Origin of the sequence: Saccharothrix luteola (genome assembly GCF_020859565.1) — a bacterium.
Taxonomy (GTDB): domain Bacteria; phylum Actinomycetota; class Actinomycetes; order Mycobacteriales; family Pseudonocardiaceae; genus Actinosynnema; species Actinosynnema luteola.
Window position 1 is genome coordinate 1 of record NZ_JAJHUO010000053.1, and the last position, 24,521, is coordinate 24,521.

Genomic DNA, 24,521 nt, shown 5'->3' on the forward strand with positions numbered 1-24,521 from the left:
CCGGCGGCGTGCGCCGCCGGACGAGAGGTCGTCGCGCAGGGCCCGGTGAGCGGGCTTGGGGGCGAAGTTCTCGTCGAGGATGCCGGCCGCACCAGCACCCTCGAACCACCCGGGCACCCAGGAGTACTTGTCCGTGTACCCCCAGACCGTGAACGACAGGCAACGCGGCGTCAGCAGGCAGGCGCGCAGCAGCGACCGGTACACGTTCGCCTGGGCCTGCAGCTTCACCGGATCGGACGGCATCGCCATCCGCACGTCGACTTCCGTCAGCGCCGTGTGCAAACCGAGGGCGTCGAACCGCCCCAGGTTCTCCGCCGGCGTCGTCGGCGGGCTCTCCACCGAGCAGTGGGCCTGCACGCCGACGCCGTGGATCGGCACGTCCTGTCGCTTCAGTTCACGCACGAGGTCGTACACGCCGTCGCTCTTGGCGTTCACGGCCTCGATGTCGAAGTCGTTGTAGAACAGCAGCGCGTCCGGGTCGGCCTCGTGCGCCCACCGGAACGCGTCCGCGACGTAGCCGGGACCGAGTGCCCGGAGCCAGATGGTGTCGCGCGGCGTCCCGTCCTCCTCGAACACCTCGTTCACCACGTCCCACTGCCAGACCCGGCCCCTGAACCGCCGCACGGTGGTCTGGACGTGGGTCTTCAGCAGGGCGCCCAGCTCGTCGGGCGGCACGTCCGCCAGCCACGCCGGGTTCTGGTTGTGCCAGACGAGCGTGTGGCCGCGCACGCGCTGCCCGTTCGCCTCGGCGAACGCGAAGAGCGCGTCGGTCGGACCCCACTCGTACCGGCCGCGGGTCGGCTCCAGCTCGGCCCACTTCATGGCGTTCTCGGCCGTGACGGTGTCGAACTGCGCCGCCACCCACGCCCGGTACGCCGGGTCCTCCGCCAACGCCGTCAGGTTGACCGCCGTGCCGAACGCGAGCCCGTGCGGCGCCGCCAGCCGTCGGAGCGGGGGGGGGGGGGGGGCGGGCGCGGGGGGGGGGGGGGCGGCGGAACCGGTGACCGGAACGGGCGGGTCGTCGGGCATGAGCGTCCCTCCAGTCCGGACGTGCTACTTGCCGAAACCGGCCGTGAGGCCGCTGAGCAGGAACCGCCGCCCGATCAGGTACACCGCGAAGATCGGCAGCACGGACAACGTCACGGCCGCGAGCAGCGCGGGCACGTTCGTGCCGAACTGCCCCTGGAAGTCCCACAACCCGAGCGTGAGCACCCGCGACGATTCCGACTGGGTGAGCACCAACGGGAAGAGGAACCCGTTCCACGCGTTGAGCGCCGTGTAGACGACGACGGTCATGATCGCCGGCCGCGCCAGCGGCAGGACCAGCGACACCAGCACCCGCAGCGGACCCGCGCCGTCGATCGCCTGCGCCTCGTACAGCTCGCGCGGCACGTCACGCAGGCTGTTGACCAGCACGAGCATCGCCACCGGCAGCGCGAACGCCGCCGTCGGCAGGATGATCGCGGTCAACGTGTCGTACAGCTGCATCCGGGTGATCATCAGGTACACCGGGATGATCGTGGCCTGCGCGGGGATCGCCAACCCCATCAGGAGCAGGGTGAACCCGCGCTGCACGAACTGGCTGGTGTTGCGCACCACCGCGTACGCGGCGGGCACGGTCACCAGCACCACGATCGCCACCGTCGCGACGGTCACGATCACGTTGTTCAGCAGGTACTGGCCGAAGCCGCCGGTCAGCACGGTCACGTAGTTGTCCAGCGACAACGCGTCCGGCATCTCCCAGACGCTCTTGCCGAGGTACTCGGCGCGCGTGCGCAGCGACACCGTGACCAGGTAGAGCAGCGGTCCGACGACGATCGCCAGCCACACCAGGGCGAAGATCCCGGCGGGCCAGTTGGGACGAGACTTCACGACCCCTCCTGCTGGCTGCTCATCTGGCGGAACCCGCTCCAGCGCATGACCGCCAGCGACAGCGCGGTGCCGAGCACGACCAGAACGACCGCGATCGTGCTCGCGTAGCCCATCTCGAACCCGCTGAAGCCGGTGATGTACATGTGCAGCGGCAGGATGCGGGTCGCGGTGCCCGGTCCGCCGTTGGTCAGGATCAGCACGGTGTCGAACGTGGTCAGCGAGCCGACCAGCATGAGCACCGACGACGTGACGATCGTGTACCGCAGCTGCGGCAGCGTGATGTGCCGGAACTTGCTGACCCGCGAGGCGCCGTCGATGGTCGCCGCCTCGTACAGCGAAGCCGGCACCGCCCGCGCCGCGCCCTGGTAGAGCAGGGTGTGGAACGGGATGAACTGCCACGAGATCACGAGCACCACCGTGTAGAGCGCGATGTCGGGGTCGCCCAGGAACAGCGGTCCGCCGACGAACGCGCCGAAGTTCGGCTCGAGCAGCGCCTGCCACAACAACGCGATGGCGGCCGTGGACAGCAGCAGCGGGAGGAAGAAGATCGAGCTGAGCACCGCCCGGGACCGCTGCTTGCCGGCCGCCCAGACCCCGATCAGCAACGCGATCGGGGTCTGGACGAGCCACGACACGACCATCAGCACCAGGGTCCGCCACACCGAGGCCCGCGCCTCGCTGTCTTCGAGCAGCCGGGACCAGTTCTCGCCCCCGTTGATCGCCGGTGAGCCCAGACCGTCCCAAGCGGTGAAGCTCAGGTAGATCACGAGCAGCATGGGCAACGCGGCGAACAGGGCGAAGAACGCGAACGCCGGCACGGCATACCAGGCCGAAGGCCGCTGGGACGACATCAGCGCGCGGCCACCGCGTCGACGAACTGCTGCGGCGAGACCTTGCCCAGGAAGAACTCCTGGAGCTGGGTCAGCATGAAGGTCGCGTCATCGGCGGGCAGGTCCTGGTCCCAGGACAGCTGGAAGTTCTTCGAGTCCAGCACCAGCTCGTAGATGAACGACGCGTACTCCGGGTTCGGCGACTTCTTGAGCTTCTCCTCGGCGCCCACCACCGGCGGGACGTCACCGGCCTCGATCAGCGCCTCGACGTAGGAGTCCTTGTGCAGCTCGGTGGTGACGAACTTCTTCGCCGCGTCCAGGCTCTTCGAGTCCTGGGTGGCCGAGTAGAAGTTGCTCACGTTGCCGACGAGGTTGCCCGCGTCGCCCTTGCCGCCGGGGATCGACGGGAACGCCACCCAGCCCAGGTCGCCGTTCTTCACGAAGTCCGGGCTCTGGTCGAGCTGGTTGGTGTACTCCCACGAGCCCATGAGGTGCATCGCGGCCTTGCCCTGCGCCAGGATGGTCGACGCGCCACCGGCGTCGTAGCCGACGGAGGCGAAGTTGCTGCCGAACGCGCCCCGGTCGATCAGGTCCTTGAGCTTGGTCATGGACTCGACGACGGCCGGGTCCTTCCAGCCCTCGGGGCCCTTGTCCCGGATGTTCTTGAACACCTCGGGGCCGGCGACGCGGTCGAGCACGTACTCGGCCCACATCAGCTCGGTCCACGCCTGCGTGCCCGCCAGGGCGATCGGGGTGATGCCCTTCGCCTTGAAGGTGTCCACGGCGGTGAGCAGCTCGTCCCACGTGGTCGGCGGCTGCGCGCCCGCCTCGCTGAAGACCTTCTTGTTGAAGAACAGCAGGACGGGCTGCATGCCGCGCATCGGCACGCCGTAGTACTTGTCGCCCAGCTTCGCGCCGTTGAGCACGCTCGGGATGAACGCGTCCTTGGCGGCCTTGTTGTCGTTCAGCACCTGGGTGAGGTCGGCCACCTTGCCGGCGTCGACGTACTCCTTGAGGTTGCCACCGCCCCAGTTGAAGAAGAGGTCGGGGGCCTGCGGGGAGCCGATGGCCACCCGGAGCCGCTGCTTGTACGGGTCGTTGCCGAACGTCTCCAGCGAGGCGTTGCCGCCGCCCGCCTTGAACGAGTCGATCGACTTGTTCTCGATCTTGTTGAGCACCGGGTCTTCCAGTGCCCAGATCTTCAGTGCGCCGGCGTTGGTCTCGCCCGGACCGGACGTGCCACACGCGGACACCACTGCTGTCACGGCGACTAGCCCCATCGCGATGAGGGGACGCACCCATGAACGGCGGGACATGCGACCGCCACCCTTCTGCCACGCTGCGGATTTGTTCGTGGCATCGAAACATTTCGAAACATCCACGACTTGCGCAGACCTTAGGCCCGTGTCCAACCGGTGTCAAGCGTCACCATTCGGCGTGTCCGGGTGATGTTTTCGCACGTCAGGAGGTCACTCTTGTGTTTCGATCGAGTTTCGATACTATCGGCCCATGCGTCGAGCCACGTTGGCCACGATTGCTGCAGCAGCGGGGGTGTCTCTCCCGACGGTGTCCAAAGTCCTCAACGGGAAGGACGACGTCGGCGCGGAGACCCGGGCCCGGGTGCGGCAGCTCCTAGCCGAGTATGACTACGTGCCGGTCGGGTCCCGGAGGGCCTCCGGTCACCTGCTGGTGGACCTCGTGTTCACCGCCCTGGACAGCCCCTGGGCGGTGGAGATCATCCGTGGCGTCGTCGACACCGGGCTGCACGTCGTGGTGTCGTCCACCGACAAACCCCGTCAGCACACGTCGTGGGCGGCGTCGCTGGTCGAGGCCAGGCGCGCGGGCGCGCTCCTGGTCACCTCCCAGCTGACCGCGGCCGACCGCCGCGTGCTGGCCAACTCCCGCATCCCCGTCGTGGTCATCGACCCGGTCGACCTGCCGCAGCCGAACGTGCCCAGCGTCGGCGCGACCAACTGGGCGGGCGGCCTGGCCGCCACCGAGCACCTCCTGCGCCTCGGCCACCGCCGGGTCGGCGTCATCGGCGGACCGGCCGGGATGCTGTGCAGCCGCGCGCGGGTCGACGGCTACCGCGCCGCGCTGGACCGCGCGGGCATCGCGTTCAACCCCGAGCTGGTCAAGCACGGGGACTTCAAGCACGAGGGCGGGTTCCGCCGCGCGGCCGAGCTGCTGGCGCTGCCGGACCGGCCGACGGCGATCTTCGCCGGCAACGACGAGCAGGCTTTAGGCGTGATCGAGGCGGCCCGCGTCGTCGGGCTGTCCGTGCCGCACGACCTGAGCGTGGTCGGCTTCGACGACCTGCCGGTCGCGGTGTGGTCCTCGCCCGCCCTCACCACCGTGCGCCAGCCGCTCACCGAGATGGGCCGCCACGCGGGCCGCATGCTCGCGGACCTGATCGCGGGTCGCCCCGTGGAGACCGAACGGGTGGAACTGGCCACCGAACTCGTCGTCCGATCGTCAACGAAGGAGCCGCCGTGCTGAACCCCTGGGCCGATCCCGGAAGGCCGACCGGTGAGCGGGTCGCCGCCCTGCTGGCCGAGCTGACCCTGGAGGAGAAGCTGGCCCAGCTGGTGGGCGTGTGGGTGGGTATCTCCGAGGGTGAGGAGGTCGCCCCCGCGCAGCACGAGTTCGCCGAGCCGCTGCCGCCGTGGGACGAGCTGACCAAGCCCGGCCTCGGCCAGTTGACCCGCGTGTTCGGCACCGGGCCGGTCGAGCCGCTGGTCGGCGCGAAGGTGCTGGCCGAGACGCAGCGCAAGCTGGTGGCGAACACCCGGTTCGGCATCCCGGCCATGGCGCACGAGGAGTGCCTGGCGGGCTTCACCGCGTGGCAGGCCACCGTGTTCCCCATCCCGCTCGCGTGGGGCGCCTCGTTCGACCCGGTGACGGTCGAGCGGATGGCACGCGAGGTGGGTCTCGTGATGCGCGACGTCGGCGTCCACCAGGGGCTGGCCCCGGTGCTGGACGTGTCGCGCGACCCGAGGTGGGGACGCACCGAGGAGACCATCGGCGAGGATCCGTACCTCGTCGGTCTCCTCGGTGCCGCCTACACCAAGGGCCTGGAGTCCAGCGGGATCGTGGCCACGCTCAAGCACTTCGCGGGCTACTCGGCCTCGCGCGGCGGGCGCAACCACGCGCCGGTGCACATGGGCCCGCGCGAGTTCGCCGACGTGGTGCTGCCGCCGTTCGAGATGGCGTTGCGCCTGGGCGGGGCGCGTTCGGTGATGAACTCCTACGCCGAGGTCGACGGCGTGCCGGCCGGCTCGGACCCGACCCTGTTCACCGACCTGCTGCGGGACAAGTGGGGCTTCACCGGCGTAGTGGTCGCCGACTACTTCGCGGTGTCGTTCCTGGAGACCGCGCACGGCGTCGCGGGCTCGCCCGGTGAGGCCGCCGCGCTGGCGCTGGCCGCCGGCATCGACGTCGAGCTGCCCAGCGTGCGCTGCTACGGCGAGCCGCTGGCCGAGCTGGTGCGGTCCGGCCAGGTCGACGAGGCGCTGGTGGACCGCGCGGTCGTCCGCGTGCTGACCCAGAAGTGCGAGCTCGGCCTGCTGGACGAGGGCTGGCAGCCGGACTCGCCCGCGGTGCTGCGCGGCGAGCCGGTCGACCTCGACCCGCCCGCGCTGCGGGACCTGGCCCGCACGATGGCCGAGCGTTCCGTGGTGCTGCTGGACAACGGCGCCGGCCTGCTGCCGCTGGCCGACACCGGCAAGCTCGCGGTGGTCGGGCCGTGCGCGGACGACCTGCTGGCGCTCATGGGCTGCTACGCGTTCCCGAACCACGTGGGCGTGCAGCACCCGGACGTGCCGCTCGGCGTCGACATGGACACGATGGTCCAGGCCGTGCTGAAGGAGTTCCCGAACGCCGAGGTCTCCACCGCCAAGGGCTGCGAGGTCGACGGCGCGGACCGGTCGGGCATCGAGGACGCCGTCGCGGTGGCGCGCGAGGCCGACGTGGTGCTGGCCGTGCTCGGCGACCGGGCCGGGCTGTTCGGCCGCGGCACGTCCGGCGAGGGCTGCGACGCGGAGGACCTGAACCTGCCCGGCGTGCAGGGCGAGCTGCTGGAGCGGCTGCTGGCGCTGGACGTGCCGGTCGTGCTCGTGCTGCTGACCGGCCGCCCGTACGCGCTGGGCCGCTACGTCGAGCCCGCCGAAGGCGAGGCCGCCCGGCCCGCCGCGGTCGTGCAGGCGTTCTTCCCCGGCGAGGAGGGCGCGGGCGCGGTCGCCGGCGTGCTCAGCGGGCGCGTCAACCCGTCCGGCAAGCTGCCCGTGCAGGTGCCGCGCGGCTCCGGCGGACAGCCGACCACCTACCTGCACCCGCCGCTGGGCGGTCCGGGCGGGGTCAGCTCGGTCGACCCGTCGCCCGCCTACCCGTTCGGGCACGGCCTGTCGTACACCACGTTCGAGCTGTCCGACTTCGCCGGTGGCGCGGAGTTCCCGGCCGACGGCGAGGTCGAGGTGTCGTGCCTGGTGCGCAACACCGGCGACCGGCCCGGCGCCGAGGTCGTCCAGCTCTACCTGCACGACCCGGTCGCCAGCGTGACCCGTCCGGTGCGCCAGCTCGTCGGCTTCGCCCGGGTCGAGCTGGCGGCGGGCGAAGCGACCGAGGTGACGTTCCGGCTGCACGCCGACCGCACCTCGTTCACCGGCCGCGACGGCAAGCGGATCGTGGAGACGGGTGAGGTCGTGCTGCAGGTCGGCTGCTCCAGCGAGGACATCCGCTGGGAGCACTCGGTGCCGGTCACGGGCGAGCCGCGCGTGGTCGGGTACGACCGCGTGCTGGTGACCCCGGTGACCAGCACGTCCCGCTGACCCCGCGGAACCGCTGACCACCACGTCCCGACGAGGTGGTCCAGGAGCTGGTCGTGGACGCGGGAGGCCTCGGGTCGAGCAACCCGAGGCCCCCGGAGAGCCGCCGAGTCCACTGACCGGGCTGGGGCGTGAGGGGGGCTATGGCGGTGGCCCCCTTCACGCCCCGCTTCGACTCACAGGTGCGCGCGCAGGTGGCGGAGCTTGCGCTCGTCGTGCACCCGGGGCGTGGTGTGGCCGCTGAACGGGAACACCGCCATCTCCTTCGGCGCGGTGATCTCGTTGTAGGCCGCGTACACAGTGGACGGTGGGCACACCTCGTCCATCAGGCCGACGCTCAGCAGGGACGTCGCGGTGATCCGCTTGGCCAGCAACGCGCCGTCCACGTACCGCAGCGTGTCGCGGGCGGCGGGGATCAGGTCGACGTGCTGCGCCAGGAACTTGGCGATCTCCGCGTACGGCTCGGCGTCGGTCAGGGTGATGGCCCGCTGGAAGTCGCACAGGAACGGCACGTCCGCGTGGCAGACCTTGACCGCCTCGCCGTTGAGCGCGGCGGCGGCCAGCGCCAGCCCGCCGCCCTGGCTGCCGCCGGACACCGCGATCCGCGTCTCGTCCACCCCGTCCAGGGAAGCGGCCACCTCGACGGCACGGGCGGCGTCCACCATCAGGCGCGTGACGTAGTAGGTCTCGGGGCTGGCGATGCCGCGCGTCATCACGCCGGGGTGCTCGGGGCCGGCGAAGCCGGAGTCCGGGGTGGCGCCGAGCGTCCACCGGCCGCCCTGGCCGCGGGTGTCCATCACGAACACCGCGTAGCCCACGGACGGCAGCAGCGCGTGCTCCGAGGGCAGGCCGCGCCCGCCGCCGTACCCGATGTAGCAGACGACGGTCGGCAGCGCCTCGACGCCGGCGCCGGCCGGGCGGATGTACCAGCCGCGCACGCGGTCGCCGCCGTACCCGGAGAACTCGACGTCCCAGACCGCGAGCGGTCCGTAGGCGTCGGCCGCGTACGGGGTGAGGACCGGTGGCAGCGCGGCGGCGTGCGCCTCGTCCAGCCGGGCCTTCCACCACTGGTCGAGGTTGTCCGGCTCGGCGGTGTCGGTCCGGTACAGCGCGAGCTCCCGCTCGGAGAGGTCGAACCAGGGCACGGGGGTCCCCTTTCCCATAATCCGTTAAGCGCTTAATCACCCTACCGGGCTCAGGCGCCGTGGCCGCCGCTAGACTTGATGATCACCGACCGAGGAGGCGCGGGTGGTAGGTGGTAAGCGTCCGACCATCTCGGACATCGCCAAGGCCGCGGGCGTGTCCACCGGCGCGGTCTCCTACGCGCTCAACAACCGGCCGGGCGTCTCGGAGCCGACACGTCGTCGGATCATGGACATCGCCGACCGCCTCGGCTGGGTGCCCAGCAGTGCGGCGCGGTCGTTGAGCGACGGTCGGGCGAACGCGATCGGGCTGGTGGTCGACCGGCCCGCGCGGGTGATCGGCGTCGAGCCGTACTTCATGCAGCTGATCTCCGGCATCCAGGACGCGCTCGCGGGCGGGCCGACGTCGTTGCTGCTCCAGGTGACGGACAACTCGGCGGCCGAGCTGGCGGCGTACCGGCGGTGGTGGGGCGAGCGGCGCGTGGACGGCGTGCTGCTGGTCGACCTGGTCCAGCACGACCCGCGGGTGGAGCTGGTGCGGGAGCTGCGGCTGCCGGCGGTCGTGCTCGGCGAACCGGGCGTGCCCGACCTGCCGTGCGTGTGGACGGACGACGAGCTGGCCGTGACCGAGGTGCTGGAGTACCTGGTCGCGTTGGGGCACCGCCGCATCGTCCGGGTCGCGGGGCCGACGAAGTTCGTGCACACCCAGACCCGTTCCCGCGCGTTCACCACGGCCGCCGCGCGCCTCGGCCTGCCCGACGCCCGGGTCGTGCACGCCGACTACTCCGACGAGGCCGCCGCCCGCGTGACGCGGCGGGTCCTGACGGGCGGCATCGCGCCGACCGCCTTGGTGTTCGACAACGACGTGATGGCCGTGTCGGCGCTCGGCGTGGCCCACGAGCTGGGCCTGACCGTTCCCGATCAGCTGTCCCTCGTGGCGTGGGACGACTCGGCCCTGTGCCGCCTGGTCCGCCCGGCCCTGTCCGCGGTCCGCCGCCCGATCGCCGAACGCGGCGCCGCCGCCGTGCGCCTGCTCCTCGACGTGATCAACGGCGCCCCTCCGGAACAGGTGAAGACCTCGGACCCGGAACTGGTCCCCCGCTCCAGCACCTCCCACCCCCCACCCCCTTGACCCCGCGCGTGTCGAACGCTCAGGTCCCGCGTGTCGAACCTTCAGGTCCGGTGTGTCCTACCTTCGGAACGCGTGTGTCCTACGTTCGCGTCGCGGCGGTTGTGATGCCGCAAAAACCCAGGTCGCTTGTTCTGAGCGTTGAACTCGGGGGTCCTGAACGTAGGACACGCGCGTTCTGAACGTAGGACACGCGGGCGCTGAGGGTTCGACACGCACGAAGGGTGGGGGTGGTGTGGCGGGGCGGGGTGGGGGAGACTGGCGAGTGGCGTTCTGGGAGCGGTCCCAGAAGGTCGCTGAGGTGTGCCCGTTGACGGGTGGCGGGGTGGGGAAGCGGTGGGAGTCGGTGGCGATGACACCGTTGACACTTAAGCGGTTAATTGCTTTGGTGTTGAGGCCTGCCGCAGGCAGGCGCGCTGCCCTGCGCTCGCTACGTCAACGTCGACAACAACGCGAGGTACATCCATGCGCAAGCGATTCGCCTTGGTGGGCGCCGCCGTCGCCGCCTTGGTCCTGTCACTGCTGACGGTGACGCCGGCACACGCCGCGGCCGGGTTCACCGTCAGCAACGGGCGTCTGCTCGACGCCAACGGCAACGACTTCGTGATGCGTGGCGTGAACCACGCGCACACCTGGTACGCCGACCGCACCACCCAGGCGCTCAAGGACATCAAGGCCACGGGCGCCAACACGGTCCGCGTGGTGCTGAGCTCCGGCGACCGGTGGACCCTCAACACCGCCTCCGACGTCGCGAACGTCATCGGCCAGTGCAAGGCCAACAAGCTCATCTGCGTGATGGAGGTGCACGACACCACCGGCTACCAGGAGCAGAGCGGCGCCGTGAGCCTGGCCCGCGCCGTGGAGTACTGGAAGAGCATCCAGAGCGCCATGGCCGGCCAGGAGAAGTACGTCATCCTCAACATCGGCAACGAGCCGTGGGGCAACACCGGTTACACCGGCTGGACCCAGGCGACCAAGGACGCCATCACCTCGCTGCGCTCGGCGGGCTTCGAGCACACGATCATGGTGGACGCGCCGAACTGGGGCCAGGACTGGGCCTTCACCATGCGCGACAACGCCGCCTCGGTGTTCGCCGCCGACCCGCAGAAGAACACCGTCTTCTCCATCCACATGTACGGCGTGTTCGACACGGCCGCCGAGATCAACGACTACCTGAACCGTTTCGTCACGGCGAAGCTGCCGATCGTGGTCGGCGAGTTCGGCCACGACCACTCCGACGGCAACCCGGACGAGGACACGATCTTCGCCACCACCCAGTCGCTCAAGCTGGGCTACCTCGCGTGGTCCTGGTCGGGCAACGGCGGCGGCGTCGAGTACCTGGACATGGTGACCGGCTTCAACGCCGCCCAGCTCACGAGCTGGGGCCAGCGGGCGGTCAACGGCGCGAACGGCATCAAGGCGACCTCGCGCGAAGCGAGCGTCTACGGCGGCGGCACGACCGACCCGACCCCGCCGTCCACCCCCGGCACCCCGACCGCCTCCGGCGTCACGTCCACCAGCGCCACGCTGTCCTGGGCCGCGTCCACCGACAACGTCGGCGTCACCGGCTACGACGTCGTCCGCGTCAACGGCACCACCGAGACCGCCGCCGCCGGCACCGCCGGCACGACGGCCACCATCACCGGGCTGACCGCCGCCACCACCTACACGTTCGCCGTGTACGCGCGGGACGCGGCGGGCAACCGCTCCACCCGTTCCGGCACGGTCAACGTCACCACCCAGACCGGCGGCGGCACGGGCACGTGCGCGGTCACCTACAAGGTCGCGGGCCAGTGGCAGGGCGGCTTCCAGGGCGACGTGAAGATCGCCAACACCGGCACGGCCGCCGTGAACGGCTGGACGTTGCGCTGGACCTGGGCCAACGGCCAGACGGTCAGCCAGTCCTGGGGCGCCACCACGACCCAGTCCGGCTCCACGCTGAGCGCGACCAACGTGTCCTACACCGGCACCATCCCGGTCAACGGCTCGGTCAGCTTCGGCTTCATCGGGTCGTGGAACGGCACCAACTCGGCGCCCACCGCGTTCACTCTCAACGGCGCCACCTGCACCACGGCCTAAAGGAGACCGCGATGTCGAGAAAAGCCGCAGTAGCGGCGCTGTTAGCGGCGTTGGCCACGCTCGTCGGCCTCCTGGTCGCCGCACCCGGTCAGGCGGTCGAGGCCGCCGCGCCGACGCGGATCATGGCACTGGGCGACTCGATCACGGGCTCGCCGGGCTGCTGGCGCGCCCTGCTGGACCGCGACCTGCGCGCGGCCGGGCACACGAACATCGACTTCGTGGGCACCCGCGCCGGTGACGGCTGCGGTTTCGCCTACGACGGCGAGAACGAGGGCCACGGCGGCGCGCTGGTCACGGCGGTGGCCGACCAGAACCAGCTCGTCGGGTGGCTGGCCGCCACCAACCCGAACGTGGTGCTCATGCACTTCGGGACCAACGACGTCTGGAGCAACCGGTCGACCGCGACCATCCTGGCCGCGTACGGCAAGCTGGTCGACCAGATGCGCGCGAACAACGCGAGCATGAAGGTGATCGTCGCCAAGATCATCCCGATGGCGGCGAGCGCGTGCGCGGAGTGCCCCCAGCGGGTGGTCGACCTGAACGCGGCGATCACGGGCTGGGCGGCGGGCAAGTCCACCGCGCAGTCGCCGATCACCGTGGTCGACCAGTGGGCCGGGTTCAACACGGCCAGTGACACCTACGACGGCGTTCACCCGAACTCGTCCGGTGATCGCAAGATCGCGAACAAGTGGATCCCGGCCGTGGTGTCCGCCCTCAACGGCACCACGCCCACGTCCACGACCACCACGACAACCAGCACGACCACGACCACGACGACCACGACGACCACGACCACCACGACTTCCGTCCCCGGCGGGTCGTGCGACGTCGAGATCAAGGTCGTCAACCAGTGGCCGGGCGGGTTCACGGTGGAGATCACCATCCGCAACAGCGGCACCTCGCCGAGCCGCGGTTGGCGCATCGGGTTCACGTTCAACCCCGGGATGTCCCTCAACCAGGGCTGGAACGGCACCTTCACCCAGAGCGGCACGGCGGTGACGGTGTCCAACACGTCCTGGAACGGCGGCATCCCGCCGGCGGGCTCGACCAAGGTCGGGTTCAACGGCACCGGTGACGCCACCGGCTGGGTGCCGGTGCCGATCTGCACGCTGTCCTGACCGGACCTCGCGGGGGTGGCCCGCCCCCGGGCCACCCGCGAGCCGTCACCCGGACGTGAGGGCCGGGCCGACACGCTGGTGGCGCTGTCCTGTGCTGCCACGCGGAGTTGAAGCGCGCCGTCGGTAGGGTGACCGCAGCCGGTACCCTCGGTAGGGGGTGGTGCGTCGTGACGAAGCGCAAACCAGCCGGAGTCGGCTTCGAGACCTGGATCGAGCGGCAGATCCGCGAGGCTCAGGACCGCGGTGACTTCGATGACCTGCCGGGTGCGGGCCGGCCGTTGAAAGGGCTGCACGAGCCCCACGACGAGCTGTGGTGGGTGAAGGAGAAGCTGCGCCGCGAGGAGGGCACCGCGCTCCCGCCGACGCTGCTGCTGCGCAAGGAGGCCGCCGCCGCGCGCGAGGCCGCCGGCCGGGCGCGCACCGAGGCCGAGGTGCGGTCGATCCTGGCCGACATCAACGCGAAGATCGTCGAGGCGATCCGCAAGCCGATGTCGGGACCGCCGCTGAACCTGATGCCGTACGACGTCGAGCACGTCGTGCGGCAGTGGAGGGCAGACCAGGCCGACCGGGGCTGACCGGGCCACTCGGCGAGGCCGACGCCGGCCGCCTTGCACAGCGCGTCCACGCCGGCGCCACCGACTAGTCCACAGTGGACCTGCCGCTCACCCGGACCGCGCCGGCCGCACGACCTCGGCCGCGCCTGGTTCGCCGGTCGCCTCGCAGCGCGCGTCCGAGGGTCTCGTTGGCATGGAATCTCTCCTGTCGACGACGAGTGCGGGCAGCCACGCCGTCGGAGCCGGTGGTGGGGGAGGGGCGCACGGGCGCGTCCGGGGCCGTGCGGAACCGATCACCCCTTCGATTCCGGCCCGTCGCGGGCGTCGGCGCAGGAGGCCGATGCGCGCCCCTGACGGCGGCTCCCGTCAGGGTGGCGGCGCTGTCACCCTGGGTACCCCGCAGCCACATGCCAGTTGGATCCCCTCCACCGCTCTAGTGGAATTGCGAGGTGCGGCGATGGCAGAACCTCAGCACGTCCCGGCACGCATCGGAATCGAGGACGTGGAGCGCTTGGCGGCCGAGACCGAACGCCTGCGCGACGTGGACTACCGGAGGGGCGGCGGCGCGTGCCGCGACTCGGCGGTCGAGTGCGCGACGCGTCACGACTTGCTGCTCGACGTCGCCGCCTCGGGCGCGGTCCGGGAGCGGCTGCTGGTGGCGTTGGCCGACCTGCACAACCTGGCCGCGTGGACGTGCTTCGACACCGGTTTCGAGGTGGCGGCCTCGCGGCACTGGGACCGGGCGCTGGGCATGGCGGTGGAGGCGGGGCGCCACGACCTGGCGGCCAACGTCCACTACCGCGTCGGCCGGATGCGGCTGCACGGCGGCAGGCGGCGCGAGGCGCTGAAGGCGTTCGCGTCGGGGTTGCACGCGGCCCGCCGGGCGGGTTCACGGCGTGCCGTCGCGATGCTGCGCGCGAACCAGGCGTGGGCGCACGCGGGGTTGGGCCACAAGGAGGAGGCGATGCGGTTGCTGGCCCTGGCGCAGGACGAGTTCGCCCGCGCGTCGGACCCGGCGCCGGGATGGGCGCGCTTCTTCGACGAGACGGACCTGTCCGGGTTGACCGGCGTGGTGCTGACCGACCTGGCCCGAACGGTCGACCCGTCGCGCACCACGCCCGCGATCGACTCGCTCACCACCGCCGTGGCCGGCTACTCGGAGGCCATGACGCGCAGCCGCGCGTTCAGCCTGATGGCGTTGGCCGCCAACCACTTGGTGGACGGGGACTTCGACCACGCGGCCGAAGTGGGCGGGCGGGCCCTGGCGCTGGCGGCCACGATCCGCTCGACCCGCGTCGCCGACCGGCTGCGCCCGCTGCGCCACCTGGCCGACCGCCACCCGGGCAACCCGCACGCCCGAGCCCTGTCCGCCCGGATCGGCGCCTTCACCCCGCCGGTCTGACGCCCCACCGGCACCGGTCCCACCCTCGATCGCCACCGCGTCCAGTCCTGCCGGCACCGGTTCCACCGTCCACACCGCCCCCGGCCCGCCCAGGGTCGGGGGCGGCTCGCGTCCGGACGGACGCCCCGGTGGGCCGGTCGCGCCATCGAATTCGACTCGAATTCGACTACACGTCGAAACAGACCGTCGAACGGCCGTCGAACGAAGTTACGTCGTTGACGTGTGCCGGACACTTTCGCAATACTCTGTTCGCACATCTGGAACGTGTTCACACTTATGAACAAATTCGCCGGGGAAGGCCCCTCGTCATGCGGATACTCAGTACTGCGCTCGTGCTTTCCTGCGCCCTTGGCGTGATCGCGGCGGCACCCGCGCACGCAGGCCATGACCTGGGGAGACAGGTTCTCCAACCCGGTGACGGCTGGGCTTCGAGCGGCACCGGCACGACCGGTGGGTCGGCCGCGACCACCGAGCACGTCGTGCGCACGCCGGCGGAGCTGCGGTCAGCCCTGGCGTCGCCCGCGCCACGCCTCATCAAGGTGCGCGGCGTCATCGACTTCAGGGCTGATTGCGCAACGTATGCCACGGACGGCTACACGCTCGCGGGCTATTTGGCCGCATACGACCCCGCCGTTTGGGGGCGTGACACCGAGCCGAGCGGCCCGCTGGAGGACGCCCGCGCGGCGTCCGCCCGCCGCCAGGCGGAGGCCATCGCGCTCAACGTCGGCTCCGACACCACGATCGTCGGCGACGGCAAGGGCGCGGGCATCACCGGCGCGAACGTCCGCATCCACGGCGCGAGCAACGTGATCGTCCGCAACCTCACGTTCCGCGACACCCGGGACTGCTTCCCGCAGTGGGACCCGACCGACGGCGCCACCGGCAACTGGAACTCCGACTACGACGCGGTCTCGCTGAACCGCGCCACGAACGTGTGGGTCGACCACAACACGTTCACCGACCAGCCGTCACCGGACAGCGCGGCGCCGACCTACTTCGGCCGCCCCTTCCAGCAGCACGACGGCTCGCTCGACATGACCAACGGCACCGACCTGGTCACCGCGTCGTACAACCTGTTCACCGACCACGGCAAGACGATGCTCATCGGCTCGTCGAACACCTCGACCACCGACCCCGGCAAGCTGCGGATCTCGGTGCACCACAACGTGTTCCGCAACGTCGAGGAACGCCTGCCGCGCGTCCGGTTCGGCCAGGTGCACGTCTACAACAACCTGTACGAGCCCGGACCGACGTTCGTCTACGGCTGGGGCGTCGGAGTGCAGTCGAAGCTGTACGTGGAGAACAACTACGTCAAGCTCGCCAACGGCGGCGCGGTCGAGGACCTGATCTACAACTGGGGCGGCACGGCCATCACCGAGGTCGGCACGCTGGTCGACGGCCGGCCGGTCGACGTGCTCGACGCGTTCAACGCGGCCAACCCGACCGCGCAGCTCGCGGGTGACGCCGGCTGGACGCCCGAGTTCACCCGCGGCCTGGAGGCCACGTCCCGGGTGAAGAACCTCAAGGCCGGTGCGCAGCAGCGCGAGCGCTACCACGTGGCCAAGGGCACGGACTTCGACACGGTGCAGGCCGCGATCGACGCCGCCCCGCCGGGCACCACGATCACCATCGGCAAGGGCGTGTACCGCGAGGTGATCCGGGTGCCCGCGACCAAGCCCGACCTGACCCTCAAGGGCTCCACCGGGACCGCGCGCGACGTCGTGATCGACTACGACAACGCCAACGGCACCAAGAAGCCCGACGGCACGACCTACGGCACCACCGGTTCGGCCACCGCGACCATCGAGGCCGACGGCTTCACCGCGCGCGACCTCACGTTCAGCAACTCGTTCGACCGGGCCGCCCACCCCGAGATCACCAACACCCAGGCCGTCGCGGTGAAGGCGACCGGCGACCGGCAGTACTACGACCGCGTCCGGTTCCTCGGCCACCAGGACACCCTGTACGCCGACACGCGCGCGGTGGGCACGAAGGCCCGCCAGTACTACCGGGGCGGCGAGATCGTCGGCGACGTCGACTTCATCTTCGGCCGCGCCACCGCCGTGTTCGACCAGGTCACGATCCGCGCGCTGGACCGGGGCGGCGACCGCCCCAGTGGAAGTCCGGCGGGCTACGTCACGGCCGCCAGCACGCGCCGCGACAACCCGCACGGCTTCCTGATCATGAACTCCACGATCCTGAGCGACGCGCCCGCGGGCACCTACTACCTCGGCCGGCCGTGGCACCCCGGCGGCGACCCGGACGCCATCGCCTCCGTCGTCATCCGCGACACGAAGCTGCCCGCCGCGGTGAAGACCGCGCCGTGGACCGACATGTCCGGCTTCTCCTGGCGCGACGCCCGGTTCGCCGAGTTCCGCAACTCCGGTCCCGGCGCCACCGCCGGCCCCGACCGGCCGCAGCTGACCCACGACCAGGCGGCACAGCACACCCTGCGCGCGTACCTCGGCGACTGGAACCCCGCATGAGGACGCGCACCTGGACGCCCTACGCGCTGATCGCACCCACGCTGGTGCTGATGGCGATCTTCCTGGTCTACCCGATCGGGAGCGTCGTCTACTACAGCCTCCAGCGGTACAACGTCACGCAGCCGTGGAAGAACGGCTTCGCGGGGCTGGACAACTTCAAGCAGATGCTGTTCGACGACCCGCTGTTCTGGCAGAGCCTGGCGTTCAGCGTCAAGTGGGTCCTCGTCGAGGTCGGCCTGCAACTGCTGCTCGGCCTCGTGCTCGCCCTGATCGTGAACGAGACGTTCATCGGCCGGGGCATGGCGCGGGCGCTGGTGTTCTCGCCGTGGGCGGTGTCCGGCGTGCTCACCACGGGCATCTGGATCCTGCTGCTCAACCCGTCGACCGGCATCTTCCAGGAGCTGTCGAACCTCGGCATCGGCTCGCCGGGCACCTCGGTGCTCGGCAACCCCGACACGGTGTTCGAGGCCCTCGTGGTGACCGAGCTGTGGCGCGGCGTGCCGTTCTTCGCGATCCTGCTGCTCGCCGACCTCCAAAGCATCCCCAAGGACCTCTACGAGGCGGCGTCCGTGGACGGCGCGAGCCGGTGGCGGCGCTTCACCAGCGTCACCCTGCCGCACCTGAAGGACGCGATCATCCTGTCGACGCTGCTGCGCGCGGTGTGGGAGTTCAACAACGTCGACCTCATCTACACCCTCACCGGCGGCGGTCCCGCGAACCAGACCACCACGCTGCCGCTGTACGTGGCCAGGCAGGCCGTCGACTCGCACAACTTCGGGTACGGCTCGGCGCTCACCGTGGCCGGGTTCCTGATCCTGTTGTTCTTCTCGATCGCCTACCTGCGGTTGTCGAAGTTCGGGAGTCGTGCATGACCGAGACGTTGACCCGACCGCCGGTGGACACCGCGCCGCCCCGGCAGCCGACCAAGCGGCGTCGCCGGGCCGTGGCCGAGGAACCGGGCAAACCGTGGATGATCCACGTGCCGCTGGTGCTGTACTTGCTGTTCACCCTCATCCCGTTCTACTGGATGCTGGTGTTCGCGGTGCGGCCCGCCGGCTCCACGCAGCTCGTGCCGTGGCCGATCTCGTTCGAGCACTTCGACACGGTGTGGAACGACATCGGGTTCGGCATCTTCTTCTACAACAGCGTGGTCATGGGCCTGGGCGTGCTCGTGTTCGTGACCATCCTGTCGGTGATGGGCGGTTACGCGCTGGCGCGGTTCAAGTTCCGCGGCCAGCGGGCGTTCCTGCTGGCCATGCTGTGCAGCCAGTTCATCCCCGGCGCGATGATGCTGATCCCGCTGTTCGTGATCTTCAAGGGGTTGGGGCTGCTCAACAGCATCACCGGCCTGGTCATCGCGGAGGTGGCGTTCCAGCTGCCGCTGTCGCTGATCCTGATGAGCGGGTTCATCCGCAACATCTCGGTGGAGCTCGAAGAAGCCGCCATGGTGGACGGTTGCTCGCGCCTGCGCGCGTTCTTCGCGGTTGTCCTGCCGCAGCTCAAGCCCGCCCTGGTGGCGGTCGGGTCGTTCGCGTTCATCGGTGCCTGGAACCAGTTCCTGTTCGCGCTGATGTTTGCGACGAAGCAGGACAAGTTCACCCTGCCGGTCGGCCTGAGTTACACGTTGGGTGAGTTCAACACCGACTTCGGAGCACTCGCCGCCGGTGGCGTGGTCGCCGCCGTGCCGGTGGTCCTGGTTTTCGCCGTCGTGCAGCGGTTCCTGGTGCAGGGGCTCAGCGCCGGGGCTGTCAAGGGATAGGGAGCATCATGAGAAAACTGCTGGTCGCCGTGGCCGCCGCCCTGGCGCTGTCCGCCTGCTCGTCCGAGGGAGGTGCGGGCGCCGACGGGAACGTCACCATCACGTTCTGGGACAACAACGGCGGGCCCGCCCGCGAGCCGATCTACAAGGAGCTGATCTCGCGCTTCGAGAAGGCGAACCCGACCATCAAGGTCGAGTACGTCGGCATCCCCAGCGCGTCGGTGCAGCAGAAGTACGACACCGCCATCGCGGGCGGCGAGACGCCCGACGTCGGCGGCGTGACCACCTCGTACCTCGCGCACCTGGTCGGCCAGGAGGCGCTGGCGCCCCTCGACGACCGCATCAACAGCGGCCCGCTGAAGGACAAGCTGCTCCCGTCGCTCGTCGAGACCGTCCGCCAGACCGCGCCGGACGGCAAGCTCTACATCGTCCCGTCCTCGGCCAACATGGACATCATCTGGTACCGCACCGACTGGTTCAAGGACGCGGGCCTGGAAGCGCCGAAGACCTGGGACGAGTTCATCAGCACGGCCACCAAGCTCACCGACACGGCCGCGAACAAGTACGGCTACACCATCCGCGGCGGCGCGGGCTCCGTGTTCCAGCTGATCACCGAGGCCTACGCGTACTCCGGCGTGGACAACTTCTTCAAGGACGGCAAGAGCACCCTCAACGACCCGGCCAACGCCGAGCTCGTCGACAAGGTGGCCGACCTCTACAAGAAGGCCACGCCCGAGGCCGACGTCAACAACAGCTTCACCCAGATGATCGCCCAGTTCACCGGCGGCTCGGTGGCGATGATGCACCACAACCTCGGCTCCTACAGCGACGTCACCAAGGCGCTGGGCGACAAGGTCGCCGCGATGCCGCTGCCGGTCGGCCCCAGCGGCAAGCGGACCGTGGTGCCCAACCCGACCGACGGCTTCGCGGTGTTCAAGAACAGCGAGAACCAGGACGCGGCCTGGAAGTTCGCCGAGTTCCTCACCTCGGCCGAGTCCAACAGCTACTGGAACGAGAAGGTCGGCCAGATCCCCGCCAACACCGACGTGCGCAGCGCGGCGTGGATCGACTCCGCCGCCCACGTGAAGATGGCGCTCGGCGTGCTGGAAGACCCGGCCACGGTCCTCGTGCCCGCGCCGGTCTACCTGCCGCAGTACTCGTCGATCACCAAGACCGACAGCGAGCCCCAGTACCAGAAGGTGCTCCTCGGCGAGCTGACCGGCCAGCAGTTCCTGGACGACATGGCGAAGAAGCTCACCGAGGCGCAGAAGGAGTGGGACGACCGCAAGTGACTCCTTCCCCGCCGGTGGGACGCGATTCCCTCCGGCGGGGAAGGCTCCAGGATCCACCTGCCCGAAACCGGGCCGAGCGCGGCAGCGGCACGCCGTTCGCACACCGGCCACCTGAGCGAGGGGATGTCATGAACAGGGCTCCGTCCCACCCGGTCGAGACCGGTCGTCACGCCGAAGGCCGCGAGAGCCTGCGGAGGTCGCGGTGATCGAGCGCGTCGAGGTGTCGGTGTTCACGACGACCGCGTGGACGGCGGTGGACCCGCACGGGCACCGCCACCCGAGCGCCGAGCACGAGGTCCGGGAGGCCCTGCTCGAGATCACCGACTCCGACGGTGTCGTCGGACGCGTCCAGGTGCACCCCGACCAGCTGCGCCCCGCCGTGCTCGACTCGATCGTGAAGCCGGTGCTGATCGGCGCGGACCCGTGGGACCGGGAAGGGCTGTGGCGCAAGATGGCGCGCAAGCAGCGCGGCTCCCACGGCCGGTTCACCGACCGGGCGCTCGGCTACGTCGACACGGCGTTGTGGGACCTGGTGGGCAAGAAGGTCGGGCAGCCGGTGTGGAAGCTGCTCGGCGGCGCCCGGTCCCGCGTCCCGGCCTACGCCAGCACCATGTGCGGCGACGAGATCCCCGGCGGGTTGAGCACGCCCGGGGACTACGCGGCGTTCGCGAAGCAGCTGGTGGAGCGCGGCTACCGGGCGATCAAGCTGCACACGTGGATGCCGCCGGTGCCCGGCGCGCCCAGCGTGCGCGCGGACATCGCGGCCTGCGAGGCGGTGCGCGAGGCCGTCGGGCCCGGTGTCGAGCTGATGCTCGACGCCAACCACTGGTACTCGCGCACCGAGGCGCTGGCCCTGGGCCGGGCGTTGGAGGAGCTGGACTTCTACTGGTTCGAGGAGCCGATGGAGGAGGCGTCGATCAGCTCCTACCGGTGGCTGGCCGAGCAGCTGTCCATCCCGGTGATCGGCCCGGAGGTGGCGTGGGGAAAGCACATGACCCGCGCCGAGTGGATCACGTCCGGCGCGTGCGACATCCTGCGCGCGGGCCCCACCGACGTCGGCGGCATCTCGCCGACGGTGAAGGCCCTGCACCTGGCCGAGGCGTTCAACGTGGACTGCGAGATCCACGGCGACGGCTCGGCGAGCCTGGCCGTGCTCGGCGGCACGGACAACGGCCGCTGGTACGAGCGCGGCCTGCTGCACCCGCTGCACGACTTCGACCGCGTGCCGCCGCACCGGCTCGCGATGGCAGACCCGCTCGACGCGGACGGGCACGTCACCCTGACCTCCTCTCCGGGTCTCGGTGACGAGTTCGACGTCGAGCACATCCGCGAGCACACCGTGGAGAGGTGGTGAGTCCGGTGTAGGACTTCGGTCGCCGCCACGCGCAATACCGCCGCCGGTTCCCTTTTCATCCACAGTCGTATGGAGGAAACCGCATGTCCCGCAAGATCTCCCGCGCGCTGCTCGCGGTGTCGGCCCTGGCCGCATCCGTGATCATGGCGCCCTCGGCCAACGCCGCGTCGTTCAACCTCCAGGGTTGGGCCACGCAGTGCGGCGGCACCACCGGTGGTGGCAGCGCCACGCCGGTCACCGTCAGCACCACCTCGGCGTTCGTGTCCGCGGTCGGCTCGTCCAGCGCCTCCGTGATCCGCGTGTCCGGCTCCATCTCGCTGTCGAGCATGACGAAGGTGGCTTCCAACAAGACGATCATCGGCGTCGGTTCGGGCGCGACCATCACCGGGCACGGGCTGAACGTCTCGAACGCGTCGAACGTGATCATCCGGAACCTGAACTTCACCAACTGGGCCGATGACGCGATCAACGTCCAGTACTCGACCAGGGTCTGGATCGACCACAACAGCCTGCGCAACGGTTACGACGGCGCCATCGACATCAAGCGCGCTTCCGACTGCGTGACCGTGTCGTGGAACAAGATCAGTTCCCACGACAAGACGATGCTGCTGGGCCACAGCGACGACAACGGCAGCGAGGACCGCGGCAAGCTGCGGGTGACGTACCACAACAACTGGTTCGACGGCACCGGCCAGCGCCACCCGCGGGTCCGCTTCGGCAACCCCGTGCACGTCTACAACAACTACTACGGCGGCGTGACGTCGTACGGTGTCGCTTCCACGGAGGAGGCGGGCGTGCTCGTGGAGGGCAACTACTTCGAGAACACGCGCGACCCGTTCCACCGCGGTGAGGGCAGCTCGGACCCCGCCAACCTGGTGGCGCGCAACAACCACTTCGTCAACTCGGGTTCGGGCGACCAGGGCGGCAGCGTCAAGGCGATCCCGTACGGCTACAGCCTCGACAGCGCGAGCAGCGTGAAGTCGACCGTGCAGAGCGGCGCGGGCGTGGGCAAGGTCGGCTAGTCGTCCGACTGGGCACCCCGCCACTCGGCGGCTCCTGGCGACTCTCCCCGCCAGGGGCCGCCTCCCGCGCGTGGCCGGGCGGCCGGTGCGACGTCCGCCGGCGGTCACCTCCCCGAGGCGAAGTCCGAGATGTTCTGCAGCAGGTTCGCCATCCTCCGGTACTCCTTCGCGCTCCAGCCGAAGAGGATCAACCTCGTCGTCCCGCCCGCCGAGGTCATCTCGATCCAGGTCGACGGGGGTCTTCTCACCGAAGGCGCCCCGGCGGTCCGGTGGGTGAAGCTGTGATCGCCCATCTCCGCGTACGGCAGCCGGATCCGCACGATCTCCTCGTCGCGGTAGTACCCCTTGCTTGTGTGCAGGTAGCCGCTGTAGTGCAGGGCGGTGTCGGTGAACAGGTAGAAGGAGTTCGGCTTGACCCTGTTGAACCAGTCCTGCACCGTGGACTCCCAGCAGTCGACCAGGCCGATGATCTTCTCGTCGGGGCCGAGCTCGGGCAGGTCGAAGCGGTGCGCCGCGGTCCTCGCGGCCGAGTCGACGTGGAACCGCCGTTGATTGCGGTCGAACTGCCGTAGCAGGTCGCCCACGCGCCTGGCGATCTGCTTCGACTCGTCGACGGCACTCGCCGCGGGTTCGTCCGGAGTGCGAGGTGTGGGCGTGGGAGGCGTGGGCGTGCCCTCCCGGGTCGGGGCGTCGGCGGGCAGGGCGTCGCGGATCCCGACGAGGAACCGCCGGACCTGGCCGTAGACCAGCGCGTCCCGGTCCGCCGGTTTGCAGATCGCGAAGTGGTCGGCGTCCACCGGGATCGGGCCCGCGCCGACCAGGCCGGGGTCGGCCGACCCCGCGTCCACGATCCGCACGCCCCGGGTGGCGTGCGCTTCGAAGAACACCAGGTTCCGCGCGCCTGACCGGTGCGCCCAGTCCCGGTACCGCACGTTCAGGTCCCGCAGGTAGGCGCTGTCGGGCTCGAGGTCCGCCACCGCCGCGGTCAAGCGCAGTCCGAGCCCCAACCGCTTGAGGTAGCCGGCCATATCGGCGCCGGTGTGCGGGGTGGCCAGGAACACCACGCCCCGGGCGTTCCGCGCGAACGACCGGTACGCGGGACTGCCCTCCGCGTGCAGCAGCATCTGCTTGGCGAGCAGCCCGCCCATGCTGTGGGTCACGAACACCAGCGGACGCTCGCCGACGCCCTCGTTCTGCAACCGCGCCAGCACGTTCACCGCGCGGTCCTGGATCGGCATCGCCCGTCCCAACCACCCCGACGGCGACGCGTCGTACCCCACCGACCACACCCCGGCCCCCGGCACGTCCGGGCCCAGCCAACCCGGCCAGAACGCCTCGCCCGCCGACCACGTCGTCCGGGCGTTCCCGCCGAGCCCGTGCAGGAACACCACGTCCAGCACCGGTGCCTCGGGCCATGACACCCTCACCACGTCCGTCACCGCCACCCCCTACCCAGCCGAGCAGGACGAACCCGGCCCAGCGGCGCGAGGGTCGCCGGGCGTCACAGTCAAGATCGATGGCGGGCGCCGTGCCATTACAAGGACGGGCTCGACGCCGGCCGGACGAGCCTGGCGCACGACGCGCGAGGCGGCGCCCCCGGGGGCCGGGGGGGGGCGCGGGGGGGGCGGGCGACAGGGTGACCCGGATTGGTGAAGTGGA

At 70.4% G+C, this 24,521-nt stretch carries 19 protein-coding genes; 13 read left to right on the forward strand and 6 right to left on the reverse strand.

All coding sequences use genetic code 11. From position 1 onward, the window contains the following. The 4 genes from LNK82_RS45120 to LNK82_RS45135 form a co-directional block, all read right to left on the reverse strand. A partial coding sequence (locus LNK82_RS45120; RefSeq protein WP_268998170.1) for an endo-1,4-beta-xylanase occupies positions 1-1,029 on the reverse strand: 1,029 nt, incomplete at its 3' end. Between the two features lie 24 nt (positions 1,030-1,053). Then, positions 1,054-1,872: a carbohydrate ABC transporter permease gene (locus tag LNK82_RS45125; protein ID WP_230572966.1), complete on the reverse strand. Its 819-nt coding sequence runs from the start codon at positions 1,870-1,872 to the stop codon at positions 1,054-1,056. Then, on the reverse strand, positions 1,869-2,723 hold the full coding sequence (locus tag LNK82_RS45130) for a carbohydrate ABC transporter permease (RefSeq protein ID WP_230572967.1): 855 nt from the start codon (positions 2,721-2,723) through the stop codon (positions 1,869-1,871). The genes LNK82_RS45125 and LNK82_RS45130 overlap by 4 nt, the downstream gene beginning before the upstream one ends. Beyond that, entirely contained in the window at positions 2,723-3,967 is a 1,245-nt protein-coding gene (locus LNK82_RS45135) for an extracellular solute-binding protein (protein ID WP_230572968.1), read from the reverse strand. The genes LNK82_RS45130 and LNK82_RS45135 overlap by 1 nt, the downstream gene beginning before the upstream one ends. A gap of 244 nt (positions 3,968-4,211) precedes the next feature. On the opposite strand from LNK82_RS45135, the gene LNK82_RS45140 reads away from it, so the two are divergent. Beyond that, a complete protein-coding gene (locus LNK82_RS45140) occupies positions 4,212-5,201 on the forward strand; it encodes a LacI family DNA-binding transcriptional regulator (RefSeq protein WP_053716050.1) in 990 nt (329 codons plus the stop codon). Further along, the gene (locus LNK82_RS45145) at positions 5,195-7,528 is read left to right on the forward strand and encodes a beta-xylosidase/alpha-l-arabinosidase (RefSeq protein WP_230572969.1); all 2,334 of its coding nucleotides are present in this window, start codon (positions 5,195-5,197) and stop codon (positions 7,526-7,528) included. Before LNK82_RS45140 ends, LNK82_RS45145 begins: the two co-directional genes overlap by 7 nt. Before the next feature lie 173 nt (positions 7,529-7,701). Here LNK82_RS45145 and LNK82_RS45150 read toward each other — a convergent pair whose 3' ends face one another. After that, on the reverse strand, positions 7,702-8,670 hold the full coding sequence (locus LNK82_RS45150; RefSeq protein WP_230572970.1) for an acetylxylan esterase: 969 nt from the start codon (positions 8,668-8,670) through the stop codon (positions 7,702-7,704). Positions 8,671-8,773: 103 nt separating this feature from the next. Here LNK82_RS45150 and LNK82_RS45155 point away from each other — a divergent pair, with 103 nt between their 5' ends. The 11 genes from LNK82_RS45155 (at position 8,774) to LNK82_RS45205 (ending at position 22,862) form a co-directional block, all read left to right on the forward strand. Beyond that, positions 8,774-9,799, forward strand: a complete 1,026-nt coding sequence (locus tag LNK82_RS45155; RefSeq protein ID WP_230572971.1) for a LacI family DNA-binding transcriptional regulator — start codon at positions 8,774-8,776, stop codon at positions 9,797-9,799. A gap of 462 nt (positions 9,800-10,261) precedes the next feature. Then, a complete protein-coding gene (locus LNK82_RS45160; protein WP_230572972.1) occupies positions 10,262-11,875 on the forward strand; it encodes a cellulase family glycosylhydrolase in 1,614 nt (537 codons plus the stop codon). Positions 11,876-11,886: 11 nt separating this feature from the next. Continuing rightward, the gene (locus LNK82_RS45165; protein WP_230572973.1) at positions 11,887-12,993 is read left to right on the forward strand and encodes a cellulose binding domain-containing protein; all 1,107 of its coding nucleotides are present in this window, start codon (positions 11,887-11,889) and stop codon (positions 12,991-12,993) included. 167 nt (positions 12,994-13,160) lie between these two features. Further along, complete coding sequence (locus tag LNK82_RS45170) at positions 13,161-13,568, forward strand: DnaJ family domain-containing protein (protein WP_230572974.1); 408 nt, start codon at positions 13,161-13,163, stop codon at positions 13,566-13,568. A 319-nt stretch (positions 13,569-13,887) separates the two neighbouring features. Next, on the forward strand, positions 13,888-14,949 hold the full coding sequence (locus LNK82_RS45175; RefSeq protein WP_504948329.1) for an NsdA family TPR-like regulatory protein: 1,062 nt from the start codon (positions 13,888-13,890) through the stop codon (positions 14,947-14,949). A gap of 479 nt (positions 14,950-15,428) precedes the next feature. Continuing rightward, complete coding sequence (locus LNK82_RS45180) at positions 15,429-17,435, forward strand: pectinesterase family protein (RefSeq protein WP_230572976.1); 2,007 nt, start codon at positions 15,429-15,431, stop codon at positions 17,433-17,435. Then, complete coding sequence (locus LNK82_RS45185) at positions 17,432-18,307, forward strand: carbohydrate ABC transporter permease (protein WP_230572977.1); 876 nt, start codon at positions 17,432-17,434, stop codon at positions 18,305-18,307. Before LNK82_RS45180 ends, LNK82_RS45185 begins: the two co-directional genes overlap by 4 nt. Continuing rightward, positions 18,304-19,194, forward strand: a complete 891-nt coding sequence (locus LNK82_RS45190) for a carbohydrate ABC transporter permease (RefSeq protein WP_230572978.1) — start codon at positions 18,304-18,306, stop codon at positions 19,192-19,194. The genes LNK82_RS45185 and LNK82_RS45190 overlap by 4 nt, the downstream gene beginning before the upstream one ends. Before the next feature lie 8 nt (positions 19,195-19,202). After that, entirely contained in the window at positions 19,203-20,486 is a 1,284-nt protein-coding gene (locus LNK82_RS45195) for an ABC transporter substrate-binding protein (RefSeq protein ID WP_230572979.1), read from the forward strand. Between the two features lie 202 nt (positions 20,487-20,688). Further along, the gene (locus LNK82_RS48115; protein ID WP_230572980.1) at positions 20,689-21,840 is read left to right on the forward strand and encodes an enolase C-terminal domain-like protein; all 1,152 of its coding nucleotides are present in this window, start codon (positions 20,689-20,691) and stop codon (positions 21,838-21,840) included. Between the two features lie 83 nt (positions 21,841-21,923). Then, the gene (locus LNK82_RS45205; protein WP_230572981.1) at positions 21,924-22,862 is read left to right on the forward strand and encodes a pectate lyase family protein; all 939 of its coding nucleotides are present in this window, start codon (positions 21,924-21,926) and stop codon (positions 22,860-22,862) included. A 104-nt stretch (positions 22,863-22,966) separates the two neighbouring features. Here the strand turns inward: LNK82_RS45205 and LNK82_RS45210 are convergent, their stop codons facing one another. Next, positions 22,967-24,301 carry an esterase/lipase family protein gene (locus LNK82_RS45210; RefSeq protein ID WP_230572982.1) on the reverse strand — a complete coding sequence of 445 codons (1,335 nt, stop codon included), beginning with the start codon at positions 24,299-24,301 and terminating at the stop codon, positions 22,967-22,969. Between the last annotated feature and the right edge of the window lie 220 nt (positions 24,302-24,521).

Coding starts and splice junctions, on each gene's coding strand:
- LNK82_RS45140 (WP_053716050.1), top strand. CDS start 4,212: ATGCGTCGAGCCACGTTGGCCACGATTGCTGCAGCAGCGGGGGTGTCT.
- LNK82_RS45165 (WP_230572973.1), top strand. CDS start 11,887: ATGTCGAGAAAAGCCGCAGTAGCGGCGCTGTTAGCGGCGTTGGCCACG.
- LNK82_RS45160 (WP_230572972.1), top strand. CDS start 10,262: ATGCGCAAGCGATTCGCCTTGGTGGGCGCCGCCGTCGCCGCCTTGGTC.
- LNK82_RS45175 (WP_504948329.1), top strand. CDS start 13,888: ATGCGCGCCCCTGACGGCGGCTCCCGTCAGGGTGGCGGCGCTGTCACC.
- LNK82_RS45205 (WP_230572981.1), top strand. CDS start 21,924: ATGTCCCGCAAGATCTCCCGCGCGCTGCTCGCGGTGTCGGCCCTGGCC.
- LNK82_RS45190 (WP_230572978.1), top strand. CDS start 18,304: ATGACCGAGACGTTGACCCGACCGCCGGTGGACACCGCGCCGCCCCGG.
- LNK82_RS45195 (WP_230572979.1), top strand. CDS start 19,203: ATGAGAAAACTGCTGGTCGCCGTGGCCGCCGCCCTGGCGCTGTCCGCC.
- LNK82_RS45185 (WP_230572977.1), top strand. CDS start 17,432: ATGAGGACGCGCACCTGGACGCCCTACGCGCTGATCGCACCCACGCTG.
- LNK82_RS45130 (WP_230572967.1), bottom strand. CDS start 2,723: ATGTCGTCCCAGCGGCCTTCGGCCTGGTATGCCGTGCCGGCGTTCGCG.